The 23,684-nt window shown below is 63.7% G+C and carries 22 protein-coding genes and 2 pseudogenes; 16 read left to right on the forward strand and 8 right to left on the reverse strand.

Translation table 11 applies throughout. The features are described from left to right. Positions 1–425 (forward strand): L,D-transpeptidase (locus H536_RS24005; RefSeq protein WP_155898584.1); only part of this gene is annotated, 425 nt, incomplete at its 5' end. A 68-nt stretch (positions 426–493) separates the two neighbouring features. Here the strand turns inward: H536_RS24005 and H536_RS22920 are convergent. From H536_RS22920 to H536_RS0121480, 6 genes and pseudogenes are all read right to left on the reverse strand, one after another. Then, entirely contained in the window at positions 494–811 is a 318-nt protein-coding gene (locus H536_RS22920; RefSeq protein ID WP_024352375.1) for a DsbA family protein, read from the reverse strand. Continuing rightward, a pseudogene (tnpC, locus tag H536_RS22925) lies at positions 769–2,146 on the reverse strand (IS66 family transposase); the annotation flags it as partial. The pseudogene tnpC (H536_RS22925) and the gene H536_RS22920, both read right to left, overlap by 43 nt. Before the next feature lie 234 nt (positions 2,147–2,380). Beyond that, entirely contained in the window at positions 2,381–2,854 is a 474-nt protein-coding gene (gene lspA, locus H536_RS0121465; protein ID WP_024352378.1) for a signal peptidase II, read from the reverse strand. 29 nt (positions 2,855–2,883) lie between these two features. Next, entirely contained in the window at positions 2,884–3,627 is a 744-nt protein-coding gene (locus H536_RS0121470) for a cytochrome c biogenesis CcdA family protein (protein ID WP_024352379.1), read from the reverse strand. Beyond that, on the reverse strand, positions 3,627–4,628 hold the full coding sequence (locus H536_RS0121475) for a sodium:calcium antiporter (RefSeq protein ID WP_024352380.1): 1,002 nt from the start codon (positions 4,626–4,628) through the stop codon (positions 3,627–3,629). The genes H536_RS0121470 and H536_RS0121475 overlap by 1 nt, the downstream gene beginning before the upstream one ends. 79 nt (positions 4,629–4,707) lie before the next feature. Next, positions 4,708–5,601 carry a cation efflux transmembrane domain-containing protein gene (locus H536_RS0121480; protein WP_155898585.1) on the reverse strand — a complete coding sequence of 298 codons (894 nt, stop codon included), beginning with the start codon at positions 5,599–5,601 and terminating at the stop codon, positions 4,708–4,710. Between the two features lie 11 nt (positions 5,602–5,612). Between H536_RS0121480 and H536_RS0121485 the strand changes: the two genes are divergently transcribed. Beyond that, positions 5,613–5,996, forward strand: coding sequence for an ArsR/SmtB family transcription factor (locus tag H536_RS0121485; protein WP_425304062.1), 384 nt, complete (start codon positions 5,613–5,615; stop codon positions 5,994–5,996). A gap of 381 nt (positions 5,997–6,377) precedes the next feature. Here the strand turns inward: H536_RS0121485 and H536_RS25275 are convergent, their stop codons facing one another. Then, a complete protein-coding gene (locus H536_RS25275) occupies positions 6,378–6,989 on the reverse strand; it encodes a cell wall hydrolase (RefSeq protein ID WP_024352383.1) in 612 nt (203 codons plus the stop codon). A gap of 960 nt (positions 6,990–7,949) precedes the next feature. Between H536_RS25275 and H536_RS0121495 the strand changes: the two genes are divergently transcribed. From H536_RS0121495 to tnpC (H536_RS0121555), 14 genes and pseudogenes are all read left to right on the forward strand, one after another. After that, on the forward strand, positions 7,950–8,954 hold the full coding sequence (locus H536_RS0121495) for a L,D-transpeptidase family protein (RefSeq protein ID WP_155898586.1): 1,005 nt from the start codon (positions 7,950–7,952) through the stop codon (positions 8,952–8,954). Between the two features lie 455 nt (positions 8,955–9,409). Further along, a complete protein-coding gene (locus tag H536_RS0121500) occupies positions 9,410–10,147 on the forward strand; it encodes a L,D-transpeptidase (RefSeq protein ID WP_024352385.1) in 738 nt (245 codons plus the stop codon). 421 nt (positions 10,148–10,568) lie between these two features. Then, positions 10,569–11,312, forward strand: coding sequence for a ZIP family metal transporter (locus tag H536_RS0121505; RefSeq protein ID WP_024352386.1), 744 nt, complete (start codon positions 10,569–10,571; stop codon positions 11,310–11,312). Positions 11,313–11,350: 38 nt separating this feature from the next. Further along, positions 11,351–12,307, forward strand: coding sequence for a cation diffusion facilitator family transporter (locus tag H536_RS0121510; RefSeq protein WP_024352387.1), 957 nt, complete (start codon positions 11,351–11,353; stop codon positions 12,305–12,307). After that, on the forward strand, positions 12,288–12,653 hold the full coding sequence (locus H536_RS0121515; RefSeq protein ID WP_024352388.1) for a SpoIIAA family protein: 366 nt from the start codon (positions 12,288–12,290) through the stop codon (positions 12,651–12,653). The genes H536_RS0121510 and H536_RS0121515 overlap by 20 nt, the downstream gene beginning before the upstream one ends. Positions 12,654–13,584: 931 nt before the next feature. After that, entirely contained in the window at positions 13,585–14,535 is a 951-nt protein-coding gene (coxB, locus tag H536_RS0121520; RefSeq protein ID WP_024352389.1) for a cytochrome c oxidase subunit II, read from the forward strand. Beyond that, positions 14,532–17,138 carry a cytochrome c oxidase subunit I gene (gene ctaD / locus H536_RS0121525; protein ID WP_024352390.1) on the forward strand — a complete coding sequence of 869 codons (2,607 nt, stop codon included), beginning with the start codon at positions 14,532–14,534 and terminating at the stop codon, positions 17,136–17,138. The genes coxB and ctaD overlap by 4 nt, the downstream gene beginning before the upstream one ends. A gap of 12 nt (positions 17,139–17,150) precedes the next feature. After that, positions 17,151–17,528 carry a hypothetical protein gene (locus H536_RS0121530; RefSeq protein WP_024352391.1) on the forward strand — a complete coding sequence of 126 codons (378 nt, stop codon included), beginning with the start codon at positions 17,151–17,153 and terminating at the stop codon, positions 17,526–17,528. Continuing rightward, on the forward strand, positions 17,525–18,223 hold the full coding sequence (locus tag H536_RS0121535; protein WP_024352392.1) for a cytochrome c oxidase assembly protein: 699 nt from the start codon (positions 17,525–17,527) through the stop codon (positions 18,221–18,223). Before H536_RS0121530 ends, H536_RS0121535 begins: the two co-directional genes overlap by 4 nt. After that, positions 18,223–19,587, forward strand: a complete 1,365-nt coding sequence (locus tag H536_RS0121540) for a c-type cytochrome (protein ID WP_024352393.1) — start codon at positions 18,223–18,225, stop codon at positions 19,585–19,587. The genes H536_RS0121535 and H536_RS0121540 overlap by 1 nt, the downstream gene beginning before the upstream one ends. A 162-nt stretch (positions 19,588–19,749) precedes the next feature. Beyond that, positions 19,750–20,885, forward strand: a pseudogene (locus H536_RS22935) (IS256 family transposase); the annotation flags it as partial. A 77-nt stretch (positions 20,886–20,962) separates the two neighbouring features. Then, on the forward strand, positions 20,963–21,370 hold the full coding sequence (tnpA, locus tag H536_RS24020) for an IS66-like element accessory protein TnpA (protein ID WP_081651925.1): 408 nt from the start codon (positions 20,963–20,965) through the stop codon (positions 21,368–21,370). Further along, positions 21,367–21,714: an IS66 family insertion sequence element accessory protein TnpB gene (gene tnpB, locus H536_RS0121550; RefSeq protein WP_024350968.1), complete on the forward strand. Its 348-nt coding sequence runs from the start codon at positions 21,367–21,369 to the stop codon at positions 21,712–21,714. The genes tnpA and tnpB overlap by 4 nt, the downstream gene beginning before the upstream one ends. 72 nt (positions 21,715–21,786) lie before the next feature. After that, positions 21,787–23,415, forward strand: coding sequence for an IS66 family transposase (tnpC, locus tag H536_RS0121555; protein WP_024350967.1), 1,629 nt, complete (start codon positions 21,787–21,789; stop codon positions 23,413–23,415). Here the strand turns inward: tnpC (H536_RS0121555) and H536_RS24025 are convergent. Beyond that, positions 23,396–23,629 carry a DUF6429 family protein gene (locus tag H536_RS24025; RefSeq protein ID WP_035695345.1) on the reverse strand — a complete coding sequence of 78 codons (234 nt, stop codon included), beginning with the start codon at positions 23,627–23,629 and terminating at the stop codon, positions 23,396–23,398. The genes tnpC (H536_RS0121555) and H536_RS24025 overlap by 20 nt on opposite strands. Positions 23,630–23,684 lie beyond the last annotated feature (55 nt).

Raw genomic sequence — 23,684 nt, forward strand, 5'->3', positions numbered from 1 at the left:
TCACACCCGGAACCATTGTCGTCGATCCGAAGGCGAGGTTCCTTTACCTGGTGGAAGAAGACGGTTTCGCGCGGCGCTACGGCATCGGCGTAGGCCGAGCTGGACTGAGCTTTTCCGGCCAGGCAGTAGTTGGCCGGAAGGCTGAATGGCCCCGTTGGACGCCGACACCAAACATGATCAAGCGCGAACCAGGGAAATATGCAAAATACGCGGGAGGGCTAAAGGGCGGCCCCGGCAACCCTTTGGGTGCCCGGGCGCTTTACCTTCATCGAAACGGCCAAGATACTCTCTACCGTATCCACGGGACGACTGAGCCATCTTCGATCGGCAAGGCTGTATCAAACGGCTGCATTCGGATGCTCAACGAGCATGTAATCGACCTGTATGATCGCGTGAGCGTAGGAGCCGAGGTGGTAGTGCAGTGATCGCCAGCGCCGAGTTTTCGGCGTGTGTCGAAAAAGCTCCTTCCGAGGATAGATCCTACAATATGGGTTCAATTATCGCCGACATCTGATTGGCCGCAAGCGAGCCAGCGTATTTTTTCGCCGTTCACGAAGAATGTTGGCGTCGCGTCCACGCGAACCATCTCTTGTCCGCGCTTCTGCGCGGCGACCATCTTCTGCTGCAATTCCTTGTCGTTCAGGCAGGCGGAGAACGTTTCCTGAGTGAAACCGGCCAGCTTGGTAATGTTGAGAAAGGCCGCCGAAAAGTTTTCCGCTCTTGCCCATTGGTCTTGCTGCTGGAAGAGGACATCGGTAAGCGTCGTTGTCAGGCCACGGCGGCGAGCCTGTCGGACGGCTTGACCTGCCACGGCATCAGCTCATCGATTGCGCGTTGGGATGTCCCTTGATGATCAACGTGATGACGGCGGCCATGTAGGCCTGGGGATCGACCCCGTTGAGCTTGCAGGTCTCGATCAGCGAGGCAATGACGGCCCAGTGGCCGGCGCCGCCGTCCGAGCCGGCGAACAGGGCGTTCTTCCGCGTCAGCGCCAGTGGGCGTATGGAACGCTCGACGGTGTTATTGTCGATCTCGATGCGGCCGTCGCCGGCGAAGCGGCAAAGGCCCTCCCAGCGTGAGAGCGCGTAGCGGATCGCCTCGGCGAGCTTGGTCTTCTGGCTGATGAGCTGAAGCTTCTCGCGCAGGAACGGCTCCAGCGCGTCGAGGATCGGCAGGCTTCTTTCCTGGCGTGCGAGATGGCGCGCGTCAGCAGATCGCCCCCGGATCTCCGCCTCGATCCTGTAGAGGGCGGCGATGCGCTCCAGCACCTCAGCGGCGATCGGCGCGGGACCGGCTGCGGCCAGTTCGTAGAAGCGGCGACGGACGTGCGACCAGCAGAAGGCGAGCCGGACGTCACCCTTCTGGCCAGCACCCTGTAGCCGCCATAGCCGTCGACCTGGAGAACCCCGGCAAATCCCTGGAGATGAGCGATGGGTCGCTCGGCCTTGCGGTCGGGCGCGTAGACATAGGCGACGGCAGGCGGATCATCGCCGCCGAAGGGACGATCGTCCCGGGCATAGGCGAAGAGCTGGCCGGTCTTCGTCCGTCCTCGGCCAGGATCGAGAACCGGTGCGGTGGTCTCATCAGCAAACAGCTTGGTCGACGCCTTCAGGTGGCCCAGCAGCCGCTCGTGGACGGGTCGGAGCAGGAACGCTGCCCGGCCGACCCAGTCGGCCAGGGTCGAGCGGTCGAGATGGACACCTTGGCGGGCGTAGATCTGCGCCTGACGATAGAGCGGCAGATGGTCGGCATATTTGGACACGAGCACCTGGGCGACCGTCGCCTCGGTGGGAATGCCACCCTCGATCAATCGCGCCGGTGCCGGCGCCTGGACCACGATCCCTTCGCAGGATCGGCAGCCGTAGCGTGGGCGGCGGGTGACGAGCACGCGGAACTGGGCAGGAACGATGTCGAGGCGTTCGGCGACGTCCTCGCCAATGACATGCAGGGCATGCCGGCAGCATGGGCAGGTCTTGTCCTCGATGTCGACGACGGTCTCGATCCGCGGCAGATGGGCAGGCAGCGAGCCCCGGTTCGCCCGGCGTGTTGCGGCGCGCTCCGTCCGCAGTGCCGGAGCCGCGGTCTCCTTGGCCGCTTCGTCAGCCGCAACGCCCTGCTCGACCTCCTCGAGGCCAAGCAGAAGCCGCCTTTGCCGAGCAATGTCTTCTGAATGCGCCCGACCATGGCGCCACGCCGGATGAATCGGCTTTCATCGTAGAAGAGCCTGGCCGCTTCCGGGCCAGTCATACAGGTTGCCCTTTGCAGCATCAGCCGCGTTTCGAACAGGTCTGACCCAAACTTTCGGCACCGCTTCGAGATGAATCGATAGGGATCATCGATGAGGGCCAGAGTGGCATCCGGCATTCTGGTGCGAGGGACTTCAGGCATCCGTTGCGGCCTTCGTTTCTTCACGTGCCAAGACACTCTCGATGAGCAGCAACGCGACGCCGCTGACGATCGCCACGTCGGCGAAATTGAATGCGGGCCAGTGATAGGCGCCCACGTAGAAGTCCAAAAAGTCCGTCACCGCGCCATGCCTCAGCCGGTCGAGCAGGTTACCAAACGCACCGCCCACGACGAGGCCGAGGGCGATTGCCGTCAGGCGGCTGTCGGTGCGCGTCATCCAAACCAAGAGCCCCGCTACCATCGGCAGTATGAACGCCATCAGGAGCCAAGCCGGTGCTTCGCCGAACAAACCGAAGCTCACGCCGGTGTTAAAGCCTAGCACGAGATTGAAGAAGCCGGTGACGGGGATGACCCGCGGCGGATCCATGACGTGGTTCAGGATCCACCACTTCGTCGCCTGATCGAGGAGGAAGCTGAGAAGGGTGAAAGGAAGGCCGAGCTTGAGCATGCCGCGGAAGTGCTCCTTAGATAATCAGCTCAGCCGATCTGGCCGAGGGCGGGGAAGATCGCGAGAAGCCAAAACGCAAAGCGAGTGAGGTGACCGGTGATCATGGCGATGCCCATCAACATCATCACCCCGCCTGCCACGATCTTCAGGACACGACCGGTTCGACGCATGGCCTTCATTTTCGCCATGAACCCGCGCATGAAGAGCGCGGCCAGGATGAAGGGCAGGCCCAGACCGAGGGAATAAACGGCCAGCAAGGCGGTTCCGCTTCCGGCTGTCGCATTAGCGGCCGACAGCGTCAGGATCGCGCCCAGCACCGGTCCAATGCACGGGGTCCAGCCGAAGGCGAAGGCCAGGCCGAGGAGATAGGCAGCCCAGGGACCGGCGCTGCTCGGGCTCGCATGGACCCTCAGGTCACGGTCAAGCCAGGGCATCGGCACGAGACCCGTCGTGAACAGGCCGAAGACGATGACGATCGCGCCCCCGATCAGGTTCGCCTCGTAGAGATGCGTGCGAAGGAGCCCGCTCATGGCCGTCGCACTGGCGCCCAGTAGGACGAACACGGTCGAGAACCCCAGCACGAAGCAGAGGCTCAGGCCGAAGGTCCGAACTGCTGCCGTGAAGCCGGTCTCGGTTGTGAACCCGTCCGGGCTGATTGTGCGCCCGGCGACATAGGAGACGTAGCCGGGCACCAGCGGTAGCACGCAAGGGGACAGAAAGGACACGACGCCGGCGGCGAAGGCCGTCGCAATCCCAATGCTGGAGACTTCCATCAAACCAGCTCCAGAACCCAGACCACCACCACGCCGACATAGACGAAGTAGGTGCCCAGCAGGGTCAGCACTTGCCAGCGGCGGAAGCCTGGCTCTGGCCCTCCCCAGCGGATGAACGCGGCATAAAGCAGGGGCATCAGACCAACGAAGACGAAGCTTACCCAGACCAGCCGGAAATTGTCGATCGGCGTCCCGACAAGCGCCAGAGGCAGAAAGCCGACCGTCATGGTCACGGCGTGATCGCCGATGATGTTGGTGAGCGCCGGCGTGATCTGGCCGCTGCGGGAAAGCTTCCACGAGGCGAAGATTTCCGGGAGGGCTGCCAAAGGCGCAGTGATGAACAGGCCGCCGATGATTGATGAGATGCCGAACGCCTTGACCAGGTTCTGCGTCGAGATGACGGTGAAGTAGGCGCCGAGCGCGAGAACCCCGACACCGGCCACCGCCAGCCAGATCCCCTTCCGCGACCATTCGACCTGTTCGGCCTCAACGCGGCCGCGAAGGAACGCCTGACCGGCATAGGCGATATAGGCGGCGAACAGAATCCAGCCGTCGATCGGCTGCAAGCCCTGCCATGGCGAGGGAAGGATCAGAACGGCGGCGAGCGCCAGGATGCCGAGATACGGGAGCGCCTGCACGGTCACTGCGCTCGGATCAACGCGCAGCAGATGCTCCCGGAGATGCCTCTGATGACCCGGATCGTCGGGAATGTCGCGCTTGCGCGTTGCAAGATAGCCGACCGAGACGAGCGCCGGAATGCCGATGGCGGTCGAGCCGAGCATCGCCCCCAACCCGATGTCGGACACATCCCGCACGGCGCTGGTGATGTTCACGCCGACCTCAGGACTTGCGGTGGCGATCCCGATCAGCGAGCCCCCCGCCGCGGCCGACAGTCCCCATTGCTTGCGCAGCCTGCGAAGGGGCTCGGCGAGATGATCCGAGCCCCATTCTGCGGCGAAGACGGCAGCCACCAGCACGGCTGCCCAGATCCATGTGCTCATGCTTCCCCCAGGCAGACGGCTCGGACTCTACGGATGGGGGATGTTCGATCCGCGAGGTTTTCGCTGCTTGGGCTCTCTCTCATGCAGGTGCACGAGCCGAAGCCGACGAGGTTTCGCGCAGATCGCTCCGGGCGTCACGGATGATCGACCAAGAGGATTGCAGAAACAGCCCGGCGATGATGACGGCCACGACCAGATCCGGCCAGGGCGAGGCCGTCCAGGCCACCAGTCCCGCCGCAACGACCACGGCGGCGTTGCCGATCGCGTCGTTGCGCGAGAACAGCCAGACGGCGCGGACATTGGCGTCTCCCGTCCGGTGCGGTAGCAGCGGAAGAACAGCGATGACGTTGACCACGAGCGCGATCACCGCAAACAAGCCCATCAGCTCGGCTTCCGGCTGCTGCTGCACGAGCACGCGATAGACCGTATTGGCGAGAACCCCGATACCGAGGGCGCCAAGGAACAGTCCCTGGATGAGGGCGGAGCGGGCGCGCCAGACGATGCTCCAGCCGATCGCGAGGATTCCAAGGAAAGTTATCAGTCCGTCACCCAAGAAGTCGAGCGCGTCGGCCTTGAGCGCCTGCGAACCGGAGAGGAATCCGCCGAACATTTCGACGATGCCGTAGCCGACGTTTAGCGCCACCACGATCCACAGCGCCCGTTTGTAGGCCGGGGTAATGTGGGAGAGATCCTTAGGCAGATCGTCGGTATCGCCCTCGGCGTCGGTTTCCGGTCTATCCAGACGGTCAAGCCGGTAGCCGATGCCGGTGACGGCGCGTTCGACTTCAGGAAGGCGCGTTGCGGGATCGTCCACGCGCAAGGTCATGACCTGCGTGGCGGTCGAAACCTTCACCTCGTCGACCCCGGCCGAGCGCACCGCCTTCTCGATCTTAGCCGCGCAGGAGGGGCAATCCATGCCGGTGACGCAGTAGCGCGCCGTCTCGGCATCATTCGTTGAAGCTGCTACACTCATGGCCATCATCCTTGATCAAGAAGGACTATATATCATCCGTGGCTGATATGTCGAGCGTTGCTGAACTGATCGAGCGGGTCGATGCTCCGGCCGTTGCCCTCCGGACCAAGCTGTTTCGGGGGCTGGCTGATGCCTCGCGGCTGTCGATCCTCGACGCTTTGCGCGCAGGACCCCTGTCCGTGGGCGAGATCGTCGCTTTGACCGGCCTGTCGCAGTCGAACGCATCAAACCATCTGCGGTGCCTCAGCGAATGCGGCCTCGTCACCGGGGAGCAGCGCGGGCGCTTTGTTCACTACCGCCTGAGCGATCCTCGCCTGGACGATCTGCTTGTGCTCGTCGAGGGGCTACTGCGGGAGACGGCCTGCGGCGTCCATCGGTGCGAGAGCTACGGCTAGATGTGTCGTTCCGAGGCGGTGCCGAACCACCGAGCGCCTGTGGCATCAACTCGGCAGCAACAACGGCAGTGACGATCCAAGCGCCAGATTGCGAAGTGCGGTTCAGCGTGCGCGGAGAAAGCCAAGAGACGTCATGCGAGGCGACCTTTTTCGAGAGCCGAGTCACCCAGCTTCTGCATACCGGGTAGGACAGACTTACCGGGGCGGAGGATGAGATGAGGATGGCGTCGAGCGATAAGGCCACAAGCTTCAAACGTCATTGCCGGCTTCGGCATGAATGCTGTAGCGATTTCCTCGCGTCTTGTCCCCCTCCGCTAGGAGCGGAGAGCGAAAGCGCCAGAGGCCTCGCAAGCTGCTACAGGATTGGACAGGGAGCGGCCTTCAATCCCAGCCGCCATTGAAGGTTCGATAAAAGATGTGGCGCCCGATCTTGTCGACCCGCTTCATGGCCTGGGCCCACCGCGGGTTGACATAGGTTGCGTGGTAATTGGTCGCGGAGCCGACGCTCGAAAGCCAGATCTCCCCGTTGCTGACCTTGTGGCCGATCAGCTCGGCTGTCGCATAGGCGCGGCGATCGGTGATTCGATCCTCGATGCCATCACAGGCGAAAGAGAATTGGCAGCGGTTCTTCCAACTCTGGTTCTGGTAGACGACCCCGCAGATGGTGTCGGGATAGGCTGGATTGCGGACACGGTTGAGGATGACCTGCGCGACGGCGGCCTGACCCTCCTCCTCTTCGCCGCGCGCCTCGAAGTAGATGCCATTGGCAAGGCATGTCTGCTCGTCCTCAGCGAAGGCGGAAGCGGGCAGCGGCGTTGCGACCCAGGAATGGTCCTCTGATCCGAGCGGCGGCACGAAGCTTCTCTTCGGCTCACCGAGAACGTGATCGAAAAGCGAGAACTCCGGTCTGACCGCGGGCGCGTAGGCAACCGTTAAGAGATCGTCCGTCTCATCGGCAGCATTTCCCGCAAGATCGTCAAACCGAGACGGCAATTGCCAGTCGACTGCCCTATACTTCTCCTCAAGGGGCTGGAGATCGGGATAACGTGAACGGAAGATCGCGGCGGTACGGAACCGACCTTCAGTCGATTCGGGCCCGGCGAGCGACGTGCGTAGTTGCTCATCTCCGATCCTAAGTTCCGCCCGCAGAATAGATTCACGTTGTGCCGAGCCAGAAGAGTTCGACCGACTGGAAGTCGCGGCAACGAGAACACGACCACCCTTTCCAGTGAAAGCTCTGGAGGTTGCGATCGCCGGAACTCGAGACGGGCGCCGCGGCCTCTCTGCAGCACTCGCTGTTGCGGCCGGAGCGCCTGCTTCTGGCCTAGGCCTCTGTTCTTCGGCGGCCTTGGGATGCCTCTCTCCCTTCGACGCTGGAACTTCGAGGACCTGACTGACCGCCCTAGCCTCTCTGGAAGTGGCAACGGCCGCCAAATCTCGGCCTAGAATTGTCGCGCTGCTCTCAGATTCTGGTCCTTCTCTAAACGTCGTTTGCTCACTCGAAACGAGAACCAGGCCACACGAAATGAACCCGAGCACGACAGCGCGGGTGACAACCAACCGGACCTGCAAATCAAATCCACGGCTGTATGTTGTTTCGGCCGCTTTTCATGTGACATCCCCCAGTCCCCAATGAAGCACGGGTCAATCATCATCTGTTAACCCTAATGATTGGTAAACGGGTGCTCGAAGGCGAGAGTATGGCAGGGCGCCAGCGGCGCTGATCGGTCCGGAAGCGGCCGCGATCGGCGGCGAAGCACGCCACGCGAGGTCGCCGAGGATGGTGAGGAGAGGCAACAGCGCACCGGGAGGGTCGAATTCGAACTCTGATCCAAGCGTGGAAGCCGTTCGACATAGTTTGGCGACAACCTCTTCTTAACCATGTCAGGGCAAAGCTAGGCGGAATGCCTAAACGCAGGTGGAACTGCGCGAGCGGAACACGGGATCTACAGAATGCTGCAAGCGATCAGGATGGCGGGGATCGGGGCCCTCGCCCTTATGTCGACCGCATGCGTTTCCACCGTGCTGGAGATCGACGGCAAGGCAATCCAGCCTGTTCCCGCAGCGCTCACCGCCGAGATGTCGCGGAAATCGATGTCCCCATCCGCACCGATCCTGATCCGGATCTTCAAGCAGGAAAGCGAGTTGGAGATTTGGAAGCGTGATCGCGGCGGCCAGTTCGCGTTGTTGAAGACATATCCGATGTGCCGATGGTCCGGAAAACTGGGTCCGAAGAAGCGGGATGGAGATCGTCAGGCGCCGGAGGGATTCTATCATGTCAGCGCTGGCATGATGAACCCGAATTCACAGTACTACCTATCTTTCAACTTCGGCTATCCCAATCGACTCGAGGCGGCGCTCGGCTATACGGGCGAAGCACTTATGGTTCATGGTGCCTGCTCGTCATCAGGATGCTACGCGCTGACGGATGAAGGCGTTGCAGAAATCTATGCCGTCGCCCGCGAAGCGCTTAAGGGCGGTCAGACTGCGTTCCAGGTCCAGGCTTTTCCGTTCCGATTGACGCCGCAAAACCTCGCAAAGAACCGCGACGACCCGAATTTTGCCTTCTGGACCGACCTGAAGCGCGGATATGACCTCTTTGAGGTAAGCCGACGGCAACCCAAGGTTTCCTATTGCAGCGGCCGCTATATTTTCGACACCGAGTTCGAGGGAGGCGAGCCGAGAGACCCGCTGGCGGCATGCCCGCCTTCCGCCAACTCGGCAGACCCACTTGTCGCAAGCAGAACCGAGACTGATTTCGCAGCCGCGGAGCAACTGATCGCGAATGGCTCTGCGTTTTCGGCCCATGCGTACGCCGATGGTGGCATGCATCCCACTTTCAGGAAGCTTCTCCAACGGATTGGCGAGGAAGCGCTTGCCAAGAAGACGTCGCTGACATCCGTCCCCATCAGCCGCCCTGATGCGGCGCTCGCTGATCCACATTCGCCTCAGGAATAGACGAGTGATCCGGGTTCTACTCGTCCTCCTCGTGGCTTTTGTCGTTTTCTTTCACGCGGGGAATCCATCGGCCGCTGGAGTGGGAGAGGCGCCGCAATCGCTCTCCGCACTAGAAGCCCTGTCCGAGATCGGCGGCAGCAATGACCGATCAAGCGAAGACAGCGGCAAGACCTCGCCCCGATCGCCTAGCCTAACCGAGGGTCACGACCAGTGCCATGGATTGATCAGCCGGCAGGGCCAATGCGTTCTGCAGGCCGGTGCATCGCGGGTCGACAGCCCCCAACACAAGGTCTCGCTCGCATTCATTTCGATCATCGTCCCACCGCCCCGACAGGCCAGGCAGGCAGGAACGGCAGGCGAGCCACCGAGCATCTCGGAAGATGGGTTCCTGGGGACATCTGTACCCAGCGGAAACAATCTCTGTTCGCCTCCAGCGGTCGGTTCCTACGGAAGCGATGATTATCACCCGCGTTGTGAGCGTAGCTTTGACATTAATCCCAAATAATCCGTCTCGTCGGCAATTCCTGACGTTTGCCGCAGCGACAGCCGGCGCACTCGCCCTGCCAGGCTGCACCACCACCACAACGGCCGTCCCGCCGGCACCTGCCGAACCGCCGGTCGATCCTTATTACCTATCCATGTACCGGGCTATGCCGGAGGAAGACTTTCCGGTCCCGGCCGTGGATCTCACCAAAGTCGATCAGCGCTTCTACCGCCAGCTCGTCGATGACCCGACGGGCGAACGGCCGGGCACTGTCGTCGTCGATACGCGTTCGTACTTCCTCTATCTTGTTCGCCCGGACGGCAAGGCGATGAGGTACGGCGTCGGTCTTGGCCGTCAGGGATTCACATGGTCGGGTGAGGGCGTCATCCAGTGGAAGCGGCGATGGCCCACATGGACGCCTCCCGCCGAGATGATAGCGCGTCAGCCTGAGCTCGAACGCTACAGCGCGGAGAACGGCGGCCAGCCGCCCGGGCTGGATAATCCACTTGGTGCGCGTGCGCTCTACATCTTCCAGAACGGCGAGGACACGCTTTATCGTCTCCATGGCACGCCCGAGTACTGGACCATAGGGAAGGCGGTTTCCAGCGGTTGCGTCCGACTGATGAATCAGGATGTCATCGACCTCTACGATCGCGTCGCAACCCCCACGCCCATCATCGTCCGCAGCGGTCCCGCGGGCTTCGCATAGCCCGCGGAAAGCGTCTGCCGATACATCTGCGTGTTATCAGAGGGCGCCTGATGCGCTTTTTGCATTAACGTCTTGCGAGACGATCTCGACCTCGCGAACGTGGTCAAGCCGGCGTCCGCAGTCGAGCTGGTGCCGGGTAGTGAGCTTCCGCTTGAGCTCCTCTGCCCTACGATGTCATGCTCTGCGCCGTTTCCCGGCGGGCAAGAGGATCGGCTGCGGGTCTAGGTTAGGCACACCACCGCCCAAGCCAGCCTACTGCCCTCGCCTTCCGTAAAACCTGGAGTAAACCGGGCCACAGACTACAGAGTTGGACAGCTTAGCGACATCGCCCGGGCCGGCTGAAGCAATCCGCGCGACGAGAGTGAACGCCGGTAGCATCCGCGGCCAGCCCGGCACTGCTGGCTAGACCACGGAGGTAGGCATGAACAACGTGTGGCTGGTCATCGGTCTCGCGCTCCTTCCCGGCCTCGGCAATCTTGCGGGCGGCATGGTGGCGGAGTTTGTCCGAACGACGCCGCGGCTGCTGAATGTGGCGCTGCATGCGGCTTCGGGCATCGTCATAGGGGTGGTGGCGATCGAGCTCATGCCCGAGGCGCTGCAGAACCTCGCCGGCTGGTGGATCGCCCTGGCTTTCGCCGCAGGAGGCCTCGCCTACGTCGGGACGGAGGCGCTCGTTGAGGGGAAGTCGCAGGAGAAGACGGGCGGCGGCGCCATGTGGATGATCTACGTCGCGGTCGCCGTCGATCTCAGCGGTGATGGCGTGATGATCGGATCGGGCTCGGCGGTGTCCCCGTCGCTCGCCATCGTCCTTGCCGCGGGGCAGTTGCTGGCCGACTTCCCGGAAGGCTACTCGGTCGTCGCCAATCTGCGCGAGAAGGAGGTGCCCCGCGCTAGGCGCATCCTGGTCTCGCTCTCCTTTCCCCTCTACTGCCTCGCCGCGGCGCTGATCGCCTGGTTCCTGCTCCGCGACGCGCCAGATGCCGCCAAATATGTCGCGCTGAGCTTCGTTGCGGGGCTGCTGACGGTGGCTGCGGTCGAGGACATCATGAGCGAGGCCCACGAGGCGGCTGGCGACACGCGCGCGTCGAGCCTCGCCGTCGTCGGCGGCTTCACGCTCTTCGTGCTCATCTCCGCCGGCCTTCAAACCGTGCTGGGCGGCGGGTAACAGCAGCCTACCTAACTTCAGCAAAAAGGAGGATTCCGATGCCCCACGATCACGGCCACGCCCACATCGACGCCAAATCCGGCGACAAGCGCGTGGCGATCGCGATCTGGGCCAATGGGATCCTGACTGTCGCGCAGATCGTCGGCGGAATTCTCTCCGGCAGCCTCGCTCTCGTCGCTGATGCGCTTCACAACTTTTCCGATATGGCGTCGCTGGTCATCGCATTCGGCGCGCGCAAGATCGCCCGCAGGCCAGCGGACGCGCGGATGACCTTCGGCTACGGTCGCATCGAGATCGTGGCGGCGCTGATCAATTACACCACCCTCATCCTGGTCGGCTTCTACCTGATCTATGAGGGCGGGATGCGAATGATCGACCCACCCCCGGTCGCGGGGTGGACGGTGGTGATCCTTGGGGGCGTGGCGCTGGCGGTGGATACTCTGACGGCGATGCTGACCTACTCGATGCAGAAGGGCAGCGTGAACATCCGCGCGCTCTTCCTGCACAATTTATCCGACGCGCTGGCCTCGGTGGCGGTGATCGTCGGCGGCGCGCTCATCCTCCTCTATGACATGCGATGGGTCGATTCCGCGATCACAATCGGCATCGCGCTCTACATCCTCTACCTGGCCTTCACCGAAATCGGCAGCGTCATCCGCACGCTGATGTTGGGCAGCCCTCCCGACATCGACACCGATGCCGTCATCGAGGCAATATCGAACGTCAAGGGCGTTGCCGAAGTCAATCACGTGCACTTCTGGCAGATGGAGGAGCACGAGGCTGCCGTAGACACCCATGTGGTCATCGCCGACTCCGACCTGGAGCGGCTCGAGGACATCAAGAGCGCCATTAAACAAGTCGTGAAGGAAAAATTCGACATCTCACACTCGACCCTCGAATTCGAACGCGCCGGCCATGCTCACTGGGACGCCGACCTCTATGGTCACGGATCAAGCCACGAGAAGGAAGAGAGCCATGTTCACGGAAACGCTTGAACAGGATGACGCCGTCCTCGGATTAGTCTGCGAGGGCAAGCTCAGCCAAGACGACCTGAAGCGCATGCATGCGCTTCTACATGACCGTATCGCTTCGACGCCCAAGCCCGGTCTTGTTGTTGATCTTGGAAATTTCGCGGGCTACGAGGATCTATCGGCCGCGCTGGAGGACCTGAAGATGGATGCTGCTCACCGGAACGATTTCAGCCGCGTCGCGGTCGTCGGAAGCCGTGAGTGGATGGAGTTAGGCACCGAGCTCGTGAAGTTCCTGACCTCCGCCGATATGCGATGGTTCGATATTGGGGGCGCAGATGAAGCCCTCGAGTGGGTGCGTGAAGGCCGCTGAGCGGCACCAAGCGCTCCAAGAGCAGGAACCCGCCCCCTGACGTGCGCGAGATTACATCCTGACTGGCTCCCGTACGCGCTGCGCTCGCGACAGCTCTGCCGGGGCAAACTGCGCGATAAACCGGCGGCTCACTGCCGGGCCATTTGGTTTCTGAAATCGGCACCTGCGTCAAGCGGTGTGCTGCGACCGATCGCTTCCCTTGCTGCTACCGGCCCGCGCTTCGGCATAGGCCTTGGTAATCTCGGCCCCGGACAGTACGAGCTGCGAGGAATAGTGGATCCAAAGGAGGATTGTGAAGATAGAAGCCGCCGCGCCATAGCTCCACGAACTCTGGGGAGAAAGCTATCGGTCCGATAAAGAGGATGAGATCTGAGAGAAGCGGTCCCGGCGATTTATGGTTGAGGAAGCAAAGCGTCGGGCCCAGCTGTGTAGCGATGAAGCTGATGCGACCGCCGATCTCGCCGGCGGCCGCGCATAACGGCAGATCGGCCGCCTGCTTACCCGGCTAGACAAATCAAGCCACCGCTCCCAAGACACGGTGAGCGGAGAGGCCTATGACCTTTACGGCTTGGCAGTTCATTGGCGAGAGTGAGATGCCGCGGCCCCGTTCCCTTTCATCAAGTCAGAACGTAGAGCCTCTAGCGGCTGGAGGAGCAAGAGCTCTCGCGTATCGTTGCCTTTGGCTCGGAAAGTGGCCTGGCTCGAAATGCCGCTCCCGTCGGAGATATCGCCCTGATCGCGTCGGCTCGTTAAATTTCCCTCTTGCTCTTCCAGTTAGTGGAGGATGTAGAATCCTCAACCAATCAGGAAGCGCGGCGTACGCAGCCGGAATGCGGGGGACCGGGCAATTTCGAGCAGATCAGAAAGACGAAGGCTGACACGCGGCATCGCGAGCATCATTCACGCAGGCTTATTCCTTCCAGTTGTCTCCTTGACCGGCTGCACCAGTCCGCAATCGGCGCTCGACACAGCGGGCACGGAGGCCGAGCGCGTACTCGACCTGTTTTGGGTCATGCTCACCGGCGCGGCCGTCATCTGGACCTTCGTGATGGCCTTGAGCTATTTCGCGACCCGCGCCCGGCCGCAGGGCTTCAGCGACAAGATTGGCGTGCGCCTCATCATCTGGGGCGGATGCGTGTTTCCGACCGTCGTCTTGGCCGCCCTTCTGGTCTGGGGCCTGAAGATGATGCCGGAGCTGCGCCGGACCGCCGATGGCCCGACGATCGCGGTCTCGGGCGAACGCTTCTGGTGGCGCGTCGCCTACAATGTGGAGGGCGAGCCGGGCGTGGTGCGCAACCTTCCGCGAGGGGGAATTCCAAGCACCAACGAGATCTGGATTCCCGTCGGCGAACGCACCGAGATCCTGCTCGGCAGCCCGGACGTCATCCACTCCTTCTGGGTCCCGTCGCTCGCCGGGAAGATGGACGCGATCCCCGGACGGGTGAACCGCCTCGTGCTCGAACCGACGAAGCCGGGCATCTATAACGGCGTCTGCGCCGAGTTCTGCGGCGACGCTCACGCCCAGATGGGCTTTCGCGTCGTGGCTGTCTCGGCGGAAGATTACGCCGCCTATGTAGCGGCACAAGCCGAGCCGGCGGCTATCACAGAGCATCCCGGTCTCGACCTCTTCCTAGAAAACGGTTGCAGTGCCTGCCATACCGTGAGGGGGACGCAGGCTAACGGATCTGTCGGGCCAGATCTCACGCATGTCGCCGGTCGCAGGACTCTTGCGGCCGGTCTCCTGCCGACGACGGAAGAGAACATCGCTGCCTTCATCCGCTCGACCGATCATATCAAGCCCGGCGTCGAGATGCCGTCCTTCGGAGTGCTGCCCGAGGATGACATTGCGGCAATAGCCGAATGGCTGGGGAGCCTCGAATGAGCGACGCGACGATGAACGGCGCGGCCGTGGACGAGTCCGCCGCGGATACCTCGGCGACGTGGAGCACGGCTGTGCCCCCGGCCAGCACCCGCGACCAGGAGGATGAGGCAGTCCGCCGCGAGCAGGAGGACCGCCTCAAGAAGGTCTGGGCGGCGCCGAAGGGCTGGCGCTACTGGTCGGCCGTCAACAACACGGAAGTCGGCGTCTGGTACACGGCGGCTTCCTTCCTCTTTTTCCTGTTCGCCGGCGTGCTGGCCCTCATGATGCGTGTGCAGCTCTCCGCGCCCGACAACGACTTCCTCACCGCGAACGTCTACAACCAGGTCTACACGCTGCACGGCACGGTGATGATGTTCCTGTTCGCCGTGCCGATCTTCGAGGCGGTGGCGATCATCATCCTGCCGCAGATGCTCGGCGCGCGCGACCTGCCGTTCCCGCGCCTGTCGGCCTTCGGCTTCTGGTGCTTCGTGATCGGCGGCGTCTTCGTCTGCGGTTCGATCTTCTTCGGCCAGGCGCCAACCGGCGGCTGGTTCATGTATCCGCCGCTGACCACCCAGGAGCGCTTCACCCCCGGCTACGGGCCGGACATCTGGCTCCTGGGTCTCTCCTTCATCGAGATCGCCTCCATCGCCGCAGCGGTGGAGCTGATCGTCGGCACGCTCAAATGCCGGCCGCCCGGCATGCGGCTCAATCTGATGCCGCTCTATGGCTGGTACGTGCTGGTCGTCGCCGGGATGATCCTCTTCGCCTTCCCGCCGCTGATCGCCGGCGACATCCTGTTCGAGCTGGAACGCCTGTTCGATTGGCCATTCTTCGACCCGACGCGAGGCGGCGACCCGATCCTGTGGCAGCACCTGTTCTGGATCTTCGGCCATCCGGAGGTCTACATCGTGTTCCTGCCGGCGATCGCGCTCCTGGCGATGATCGTGCCGACCTTCGCCCAGCGCCCGATCCTAGGCTATTCCTGGATCGTGCTCGCCGCCGTCGGCACCGGCTTCATCTCCTTCGGCCTGTGGGTCCACCACATGTACACGACGGGCCTGCCGGCGATCTCGCTCGGTTTCTTCTCCGCCGCCTCCGAGGCGGTGGCGATCCCAACGGGCGTGCAGATCTTCGTGTTCCTGGCAACCTGCCTGACCGGCCGCGTGATCTTTTCGGTGCCGATGCTGTTCGCCTCCGGGGCGCTCGCCATCTTCGTGATCGGCGGACTGACCGGCGTGATGGTGGCGCTGGCGCCATTCGACTGGCAGGCGCACGACACCTACTTCATAGTCGCCCATCTCCATTACGTGCTGATCGGCGGTATGCTCTTTCCCCTCGTCGCGGGCATCTATTACTTCTGGCCGATGGTGGGTGGGCGCAAGCTCTCCGATCGGCTCGGCAGACTAGCCTTCTGGCTGATGTTCGTCGGCTTCAACGTCGCCTTCTTCCCCATGCACTTTTCGGGACTGGCAGGCATGCCGCGGCGCGTCTGGACCTATCCCGAGGCGCTCGGCCTCGGCCTTCCCAACCTCATTTCCACGGTTGGGGCCTTCGTCTTCGCCGCCGGCGTCCTGACAGTGGTCTGGGACGTGCTGCGCCCGCGCGGCAAGGAGCCTTACGCCAAGCGTAATCCGTGGAACGCCGGCACGCTCGAATGGCTGGCGAACATGCCGAGCGAGAACTGGGGGGTGCGCTCGGTGCCGCTCGTCAGCACGCGCTACCCGCTCTGGGACCAGCCGAACTTCGTCGATGATCATGACAAGGGCCGCTTCTACATGCCCGACGCCGAGGAGATGAAGCGCGAGACCATGGTAACCTCGGTGCTGGACGGTAGGCCCGAGCAGTGCCTGCGGGTGCCCGGCCCGAGCTTCATGCCGATGATCGCCGCGGCCCTCACCGGCGCCGTCTTCATCCTCGCGACCTTCCACTACTGGTACGCCACGGTCGTGGCCATGGTCCTCTCCACCGTCTCGATCATGGTCTGGCTCTGGCGCGGCACCGCCATCATTCCAGAAAAGCCCGAAAAGGACGTAGGGCTCGATCTCAAGCTGCCGCTCTATGTCTCCGGCCCCAAATCCGTCGGCTGGTGGGCGATGTTCATCACCATGACCGGCGACGCCACCGCGTTCCTGTCTCTCGTCTTCGGCTACTATTTCTTCTTCACCATTCATGAGGATTTTCCGCCACCGGTGATGGAAGGTCCCGGCGTGTTCTGGCCCGCCGTTTCGCTCGCTCTCTTCCTTGCTGCCTGGGCCGCGGCCCGGCTTGCGCATCGCTCCAACAGCGCGGGGAACATCGGCACGGCTCGCGCGCTGATGGGCGGGGGGGCCGTCATCTCCCTCCTCGCCGGGGCCGCACTCGTGTGGGGGCCTTACACGACGGGCCTCGACCCTGCCGCCCATGTTTATCCCGCAACGGTCTGGGTCCTGGCGATATGGACCGCGGTCCATGCGGCGGTAGGTGCCCTGATGCTCGCCTACTGCCTGGCGCGCTCGCTGGCCGGCCGGCTGACGCCGGTCTACGACATCGATATCGCCAATGTCGCGCTCTACTGGCACTTCATGCTGGGCACCGCCCTCATCACCGTGGCGACGGTCGCCCTGTTCCCGCTGGCGGTCTGAGGAGGTTGGGCGATGGAGACCGACCGCCAAACCCGCGACACGCTCTGGACCCTGATCGCTGCGCCGACCGTCTGGGCGTTTCACTTCCTCTTCGCCTACGTGCTCGCCGCCTTCGAATGCGCCCCCAACGCGCAGATATTCGAGCCGATCGGTGGCACCCGCGTCGCCGTCGGCATGGTCACGCTCGTTTCGCTCGTGCTGATCGGCCTGGTGCTGCGGCGTTCCTGGCGCGAATGGCGCCACCATGGCGGCGGGTTCCGCCACGACCGAGACACGGACCTGAGCCGCGAGCGGTTCCTGGAGTTCTCCACCCTGCTGCTCGCCAGCCTGTCCTTCGTGGCGGTGATCTTCGATACCCTGCCGGTGCTGCTGATCGGAGACTGCCGATGAGCGTCATCGCACGCATCTCTTCCGTGGGCCAAGCTGGCGCCCTGCGGGCCTTTAGGCCCCCCCTCTGGCCGCTGGCGCTCGGCCTCCTTCTGCTCGTCTTTCTCTGGCTCGGGCCTCTGCCGGAGCGCGCCCGAGGCTCCTTCGCCTCGCATATGGTCATGCATATGGGGGTCGTTGCCGTCGCCTCGCCGCTGCTGGCGATCGGCCTGTTGCGAGCATTTCCAAAGCTCCTGTCCGCCGTATCGCCGGGCCTGGCGCTCGCCGCGTCATTTTACGAGTTCGCGGCGGTGTGGGCCTGGCACGCGCCGGCACTCCACGACGCGGCGCGCCTGCGCACCGGTGTCTTCGTTCTGGAGCAAGGCTCGTTCCTCTCGGCCGGCCTCCTGGTCTGGCTGAGTGCAATCGGCGCAGCCGGCGCGGGGCGGCTGGCGTCGCGGGCAGCTGGGGTCGGTGTCCTCCTGGTGACCTCCATGCACATGACGCTGCTGGGGGCGCTCCTGCTGCTCGCTCCCCGCCCGCTCTATGCCTGTGCCGAACTCTGCTCGCCCGCCGCCAGCCTGACGCCGCTGGAGGACCAGCAGCTTGGCGGCGTCATCATGCTGATCGTCGGCGGATTGGTGTATCTCGCCGGGGGCCTCGCTCTGCTCGCCTCGATCCTGCGCGAGCCGCCGCCAGCGCCGGAAGGGAACAGCTGATGCGCATCGACTTCGTCCTGACCTGGAAGAAGGTCGCCCTTGCAACTCTGGCCGCCATCTTCGCCGCGCTCGCCATCAGCTTCTCCGGCTTGGTCTCGATCGCCGCCTCGTCCGGACATTTTGCGGTCACGCGCTGGTTCCTGGGCTGGACGATGGAGAACGCCGTCGAAACGCAGTCGGTGCTCGTCAGGATACCCAAGGATCTCGATCTCGACGATCCGGCGCTGATCCAGCGTGCGGCCGGCCACTTCGCGACTGGCTGCGCCGCGTGTCACGGCGGGCCCGGAGTGCCGCAGTCGCCGGTTGTGGAGGAAATGACGCCCGCCCCGCCGCGCCTGGAGGAGGCCCTGGGCGATTGGAGCAACGAGGAGTTGTTCTGGATCGTCAAGCACGGCATCAAATATTCCGGCATGCCGGCTTGGCCGACACAGGCGCGCGACGACGAGGTTTGGGCGCAGGTCGCATTCCTGCGCGCGCTGCCAAGCATGGATGCGGAGACTTATGCCGAGCTGGCGCTGGGCGCGCGGGGCCAGGACCGACTGGAAGCCGGCGGCGAAACTACGGCCGCGCTCGACGGCATCTTCCAGAACGCGCTCGACGATTGCGCCCGCTGCCACAGCCGCGACGGGCTCGGCCGCGGCGAAGGGGCGACGGAGGACGCCTTTCCGGTGATCGCCGGTCAGCCGGAGCCCTATCTCTTCGCGACCTTGCAGGCCTTTGCCTTCGGCATCCGCCACAGCGGCTTCATGCAGCCGCCCGCCAAGCGCTATGACGAGGCGATGCTGGCCAGGCTGGCGCAATGGTATTCGAGCCAGCCTCCGGCGGGGCCGGCAGTAGCCGGCGCCAGGCGGCAGGCGGAACAGGAGCGCTTGGCGCGGCCCAGCACCCCGCTTGCAACAGCGATCCCGACAGACCAGGGCTCTGACGGGACGGAATCTCCGGCCGTCGAAAGGAACGAGCCAGCTAGCGCTCCGGACGTCAGCTGGCAGGACGAAGCCGGACGGCTGGAGGGCGACGCGGATGTGCTGTCCTTTGCCGTCCCATCGGCCGCCGCCGCCGGCCCCCCGGACGGGCGGGAGGAGCTTCTGGATCTCGGCCGCCGCATCGCGCTGGAGGGCCATCCGGCGCGCAAGGTCCCTTCGTGCCAGAGCTGCCACGGAACGGCGGGCCGCGAGAAGAACTCGCGCTATCCTTACTTGTCGGGCCAGCCGGAATGGTACCTTGCCGAACACCTCCAACTCTTTAAGGAGGACAAGCGCGGTGGCACGGAGTACGCGCATATCATGGCCGAGATCGCAAAGAATTTGACGGAGGAGCAGATCGATGCCGTCGCCGCCTGGTATGCCGAACAGCCCCTGAGATAGTAGCCCAAACCGTGCGCTTGTCTGCATGAACGAGCCAAGCGCTCGAGCAGGCAGCGCGGGGCAAGGAGCTATGGCGGAAACTGGGTGATGACGGTTTGAGAAAGGCGGCGTATCGGGGCGGTTGTTGAAGCCTGCCCGAACCTCCAGAGGAGCGATACGCCTATGACGACGGATACCACCGTTTCCGCATTTCGACATCCCGACGCGATCGAGGATCCCCTTACCTCGGTGCTGCGCGATGGGGCCCGCCGGTTGCTCGCAGAAGCGATCGAGGCGGAAGCCGAGGTATTCCTGGCTGCGATGCAGGAGGAGCGGCTTTCTGACGGCCGGGCTCGTTTCGTCCGCCACGGCCATGGCCCGGAGCGAACCATCCAGACGGGCATCGGCCCGGTGCCGGTTCAGCGAGCGAAGGTTCGCGACCGCGGCGGCAATGCTGGTGACGGGTCCGGCGAAGGCGCCGACCGCATCACGTTCACCTCGGCGATCTTGCCGAAGTGGGCACGGCGAACGAAGAGCCTCGATGCCCTGCTGCCGGTTCTCTACCTGCGCGGCATCTCGACCGGCGATTTCCAAGAGGCCCTTGCTGCGCTGATGGGAAGGGACGCCCCGAACCTGTCGCCGTCAGTGATCGCACGCCTAATGGACGAATGGACGGACGAATACGATCGCTGGCAGCGGCGCGATCTGTCGGCCCGGCGCTCCGTCTACATCTGGGCCGACGGGTCTATCTTCAGGCACGGATGGAGGATGATGCCGCTTGCATGCTCGTCATCGTCGGCGCCACGCCCGAAGGCAAGAAAGAACTCGTCGGCTTCCAGGTCGGTGTCCGCGAGAGTGCGCAGAGCTGGCGCGAACTGCTCGTCGACCTGAAAGCACGCGGTCTCGCCGCCGCGCCCGAGATCGCCGTCGGCGACGGAGCACTCGGCTTCTGGAAAGCGCTCGAGGAGATATTCCCCGGAACGCGCCACCAGCGATGCTGGCAACACAAGCTCCTCAACATCCTCAATAGGGTCCCGAAGTCGGTTCAGCCGAACATGAAGACGGACTTGCGCGAGGTGCGGGACGCGCCGGAACGGGCGAGTGCCGAAGCGGCCATCGCGGTCTTCGCCGAGAAGTACGGCGCCAAATATCCCAAGGCTGTCGAATGCCTGACTAAGGACCGCGACGCGCTCCTGGCCTTCTTCGACTTTCCGGCCGAGCACTGGGACCATTTGCGGACCTCGAACCCCATCGAGAGCGTCTTCGCCACGGTCCGGCACCGGACGGTCAGAACAAAGGGAGCCCTGTCGCAGAAGACGTAAGCCCACGCGGTGTACCGCCTTCACAGCGTTCGCCGTATCGGTGAAGTCCTAGGAATAATCCTAGGAGCAGCACTATGACGATAGCAAAGTTCGAGGTGATTACCGGCGGGGGCGGAAGCCGCCGTCGTTGGAGCCGTGAGGAGAAGGAGCGGCTGGTCGCGGCATCGTTCGAGCCCGGTGTGACGGCATCGCAAGTGGCTCGTTCGGCGGGTCTCCATACGAGCCAGCTATTTCGGTGGAGAAAGCAGCTCTGTGAGACGCGGAGGCCTCAACCGCCTGCGTTGGTTCCGGTGACAGTTGCCATTCCGACGCCGACGTCCGCACCGTCTCACGACTTTCCGGCACGGGCGAAGACGGGACGGCGCCGTGCGTCGGACCGGATCGAGATCGAGCTTTCCGGCGGTCGCACGATCCGTGTTGACGCAGGTATCGATGTTGAGGCGCTCGGCCGCATTCTCGATGTCGTGGACCGTCGTCGATGATCCCGGTTCCGAGCGGCGTTCGGGTATGGCTGGCGACTGGCCATACCGACATGCGCAAGGGCTTTCCCGGATTGTCGCTGTTGGTCCAGGAGACGCTGAAGCGGGATCCAAACGACGGCCATGTCGTGGTCTTTCGCGGTCGCCGCGGCGATCTGATCAAGGTGATCTGGCACGACGGACAGGGCGCCTGTCTGTTCACGAAGCGGCTCGAACGGGGGCGCTTTATCTGGCCGTCACCGGCCGACGGAACGGTGACGATCTCACCGGCGCAGCTCGGCTACCTGCTTGAAGGGATCGACTGGCGCCATCCCCAGAGAACCTGGCGCCCGAGCGCGGTCGGATAGCATAAACTCCTTGTGTTGCAGGGGGTCTGTGGCAGAATCGGCTTTGTCACGAACTGCTTCGGATTTTCCGCCATGGCCGCCGCGCCAGATGATATCGCCGCTTTGAAGGCCGCCCTCGCGGCGGCCGAACGGCGTGCCGATCGGGCGGAAGCCGAAGTGGCCCGCAGAAAGGCGAAGGCCTCGGACGCCGAAGCCCTGATCGCGCATCTGACGCTTGAGATCGAGAAGCTCAAGCGCGAACTCTATGGGACGCGTTCGGAGCGCAAGGCCCGTCTCCTCGACCAGCTCGAGATGCAGCTCGAGGATGCCCAGGCCACTGCCACCGAGGACGAGCTTGCCGCCGAACGGGCCGCGGCGAAGACGACGAACGTTCAGGCCTTCAACCGCAAGCGCCCCTCGAAGAAGCCTTTCCCCGAGCATCTGCCGAGGGAGCGGGTGGTGATCGAGGCGCCAACTTCGTGTCCGTGCTGCGGCTCGGCAAAGCTGTCGAAGCTCGGCGAGGACGTCACCGAGACGCTGGAGGTGATCCCACGCCAATGGAAGGTGATCCAGACCGTCCGCGAGAAGTTCACCTGCCGGGAGTGCGAGACGATCACCCAGCCGCCAGCGCCGTTCCACACGACGCCGCGGGGCTTCCTCGGACCAAACCTCCTGGCGATGATCCTGTTCGAGAAGTTCGGGCAACATCAGCCGCTGAACCGCCAGTCCGACCGCTACGCCCGCGAGGGGATCGACCTCAGCCTGTCGACGCTCGCCGATCAGGTCGGCGCTTGCGTCGATGCCCTGCGCCCGCTTCACGACCTCATCGAGCGGCACATTCTTGCCGCCGAGCGGCTGCATGGCGACGATACCACCGTGCCGATCCTGGCCAAGGGCAAGACAGCGACCGGTCGGGTCTGGGTCTATGTTCGCGACGATCGGCCTTTCGGCGGACAGGCACCGCCGGCGGCCCTGTTTTACGCCTCGCGCGACCGCACGGCCGAGCATCCCGAACGCCATCTCACCGGCTATGGCGGGATCCTCCAGGCCGACGCCTATCCCGGCTATGGCCGGCTTTATGAGGCAAGCCGAAGTCCCACTCCGGTGACGGAAGCGCTCTGTTGGGCTCATTCGAGACGGAAGTTCTTCGAACTCGCCGACATCGCCAAAAGCGCCCGGCGAGGAAAGAACGCAGCGCCGATCTCGCCGCTGGCACTGGAAGCGGTCAAGCGCATTGACGCGCTGTTCGACATCGAACGCGAGGTGAACGGCTGCCCTGCCAAAGAGCGCCTGGCTGTCCGGCAGGAGCGAAGCGTGGCCGTTCTGGCCGATCTGGAGGACTGGATGCGCATCGAGCGGGCGCGCCTGTCGCGCCACGCGCCGGTCGCCAAGGCCATGGACTACATGCTGACACGCTGGGACAGCTTTGCCCGCTTCACCATCGACGGCCGGATCTGCCTGACGAACAACGCGGCGGAACGCGCGATCCGCGGCCTGGCTCTCGGCCGCAAGTCATGGCTCTTTGCCGGTTCCGATCGCGGCGCCGATCGCTGCGCCTTCATGCTGACGCTGATTGCGACGGCCAAGCTGAACGATATCGATCCGCAGGCCTGGCTCGCCGACGTCCTCGCGCGCATCGCCGACATCCCCCAAACTCGGCTCCACGAACTCCTGCCCTGGAACTGGCCACCCCGTCAGGAGATCATGGCGTCGGCCGCGTAAACAGCTCCCGGAAAAGGTCTTCCGATCGCCGATGACCCTCATCCGTTAGCATCACCGATTTTGCCTTGTTCGCCGGGTCAGTGATCATTCCCTTCCGATGCAAACGGTCGGTCACTTCCCAGTCAAAACTCTTCCAGGCACGCCGATTGCCGTGCAGCGTCAACCACAAAAGTGCCAGGACAGCATCATCGATCTTGTCGTTATCGATCTCCACGCGGTCAGGATAACACAGCAAACCGAGACCGCCGCGGCTCACACCGGATGGATAC

Origin of the sequence: Aurantimonas coralicida DSM 14790, from assembly GCF_000421645.1 — a bacterium.
GTDB classification, from domain to species: domain Bacteria; phylum Pseudomonadota; class Alphaproteobacteria; order Rhizobiales; family Rhizobiaceae; genus Aurantimonas; species Aurantimonas coralicida.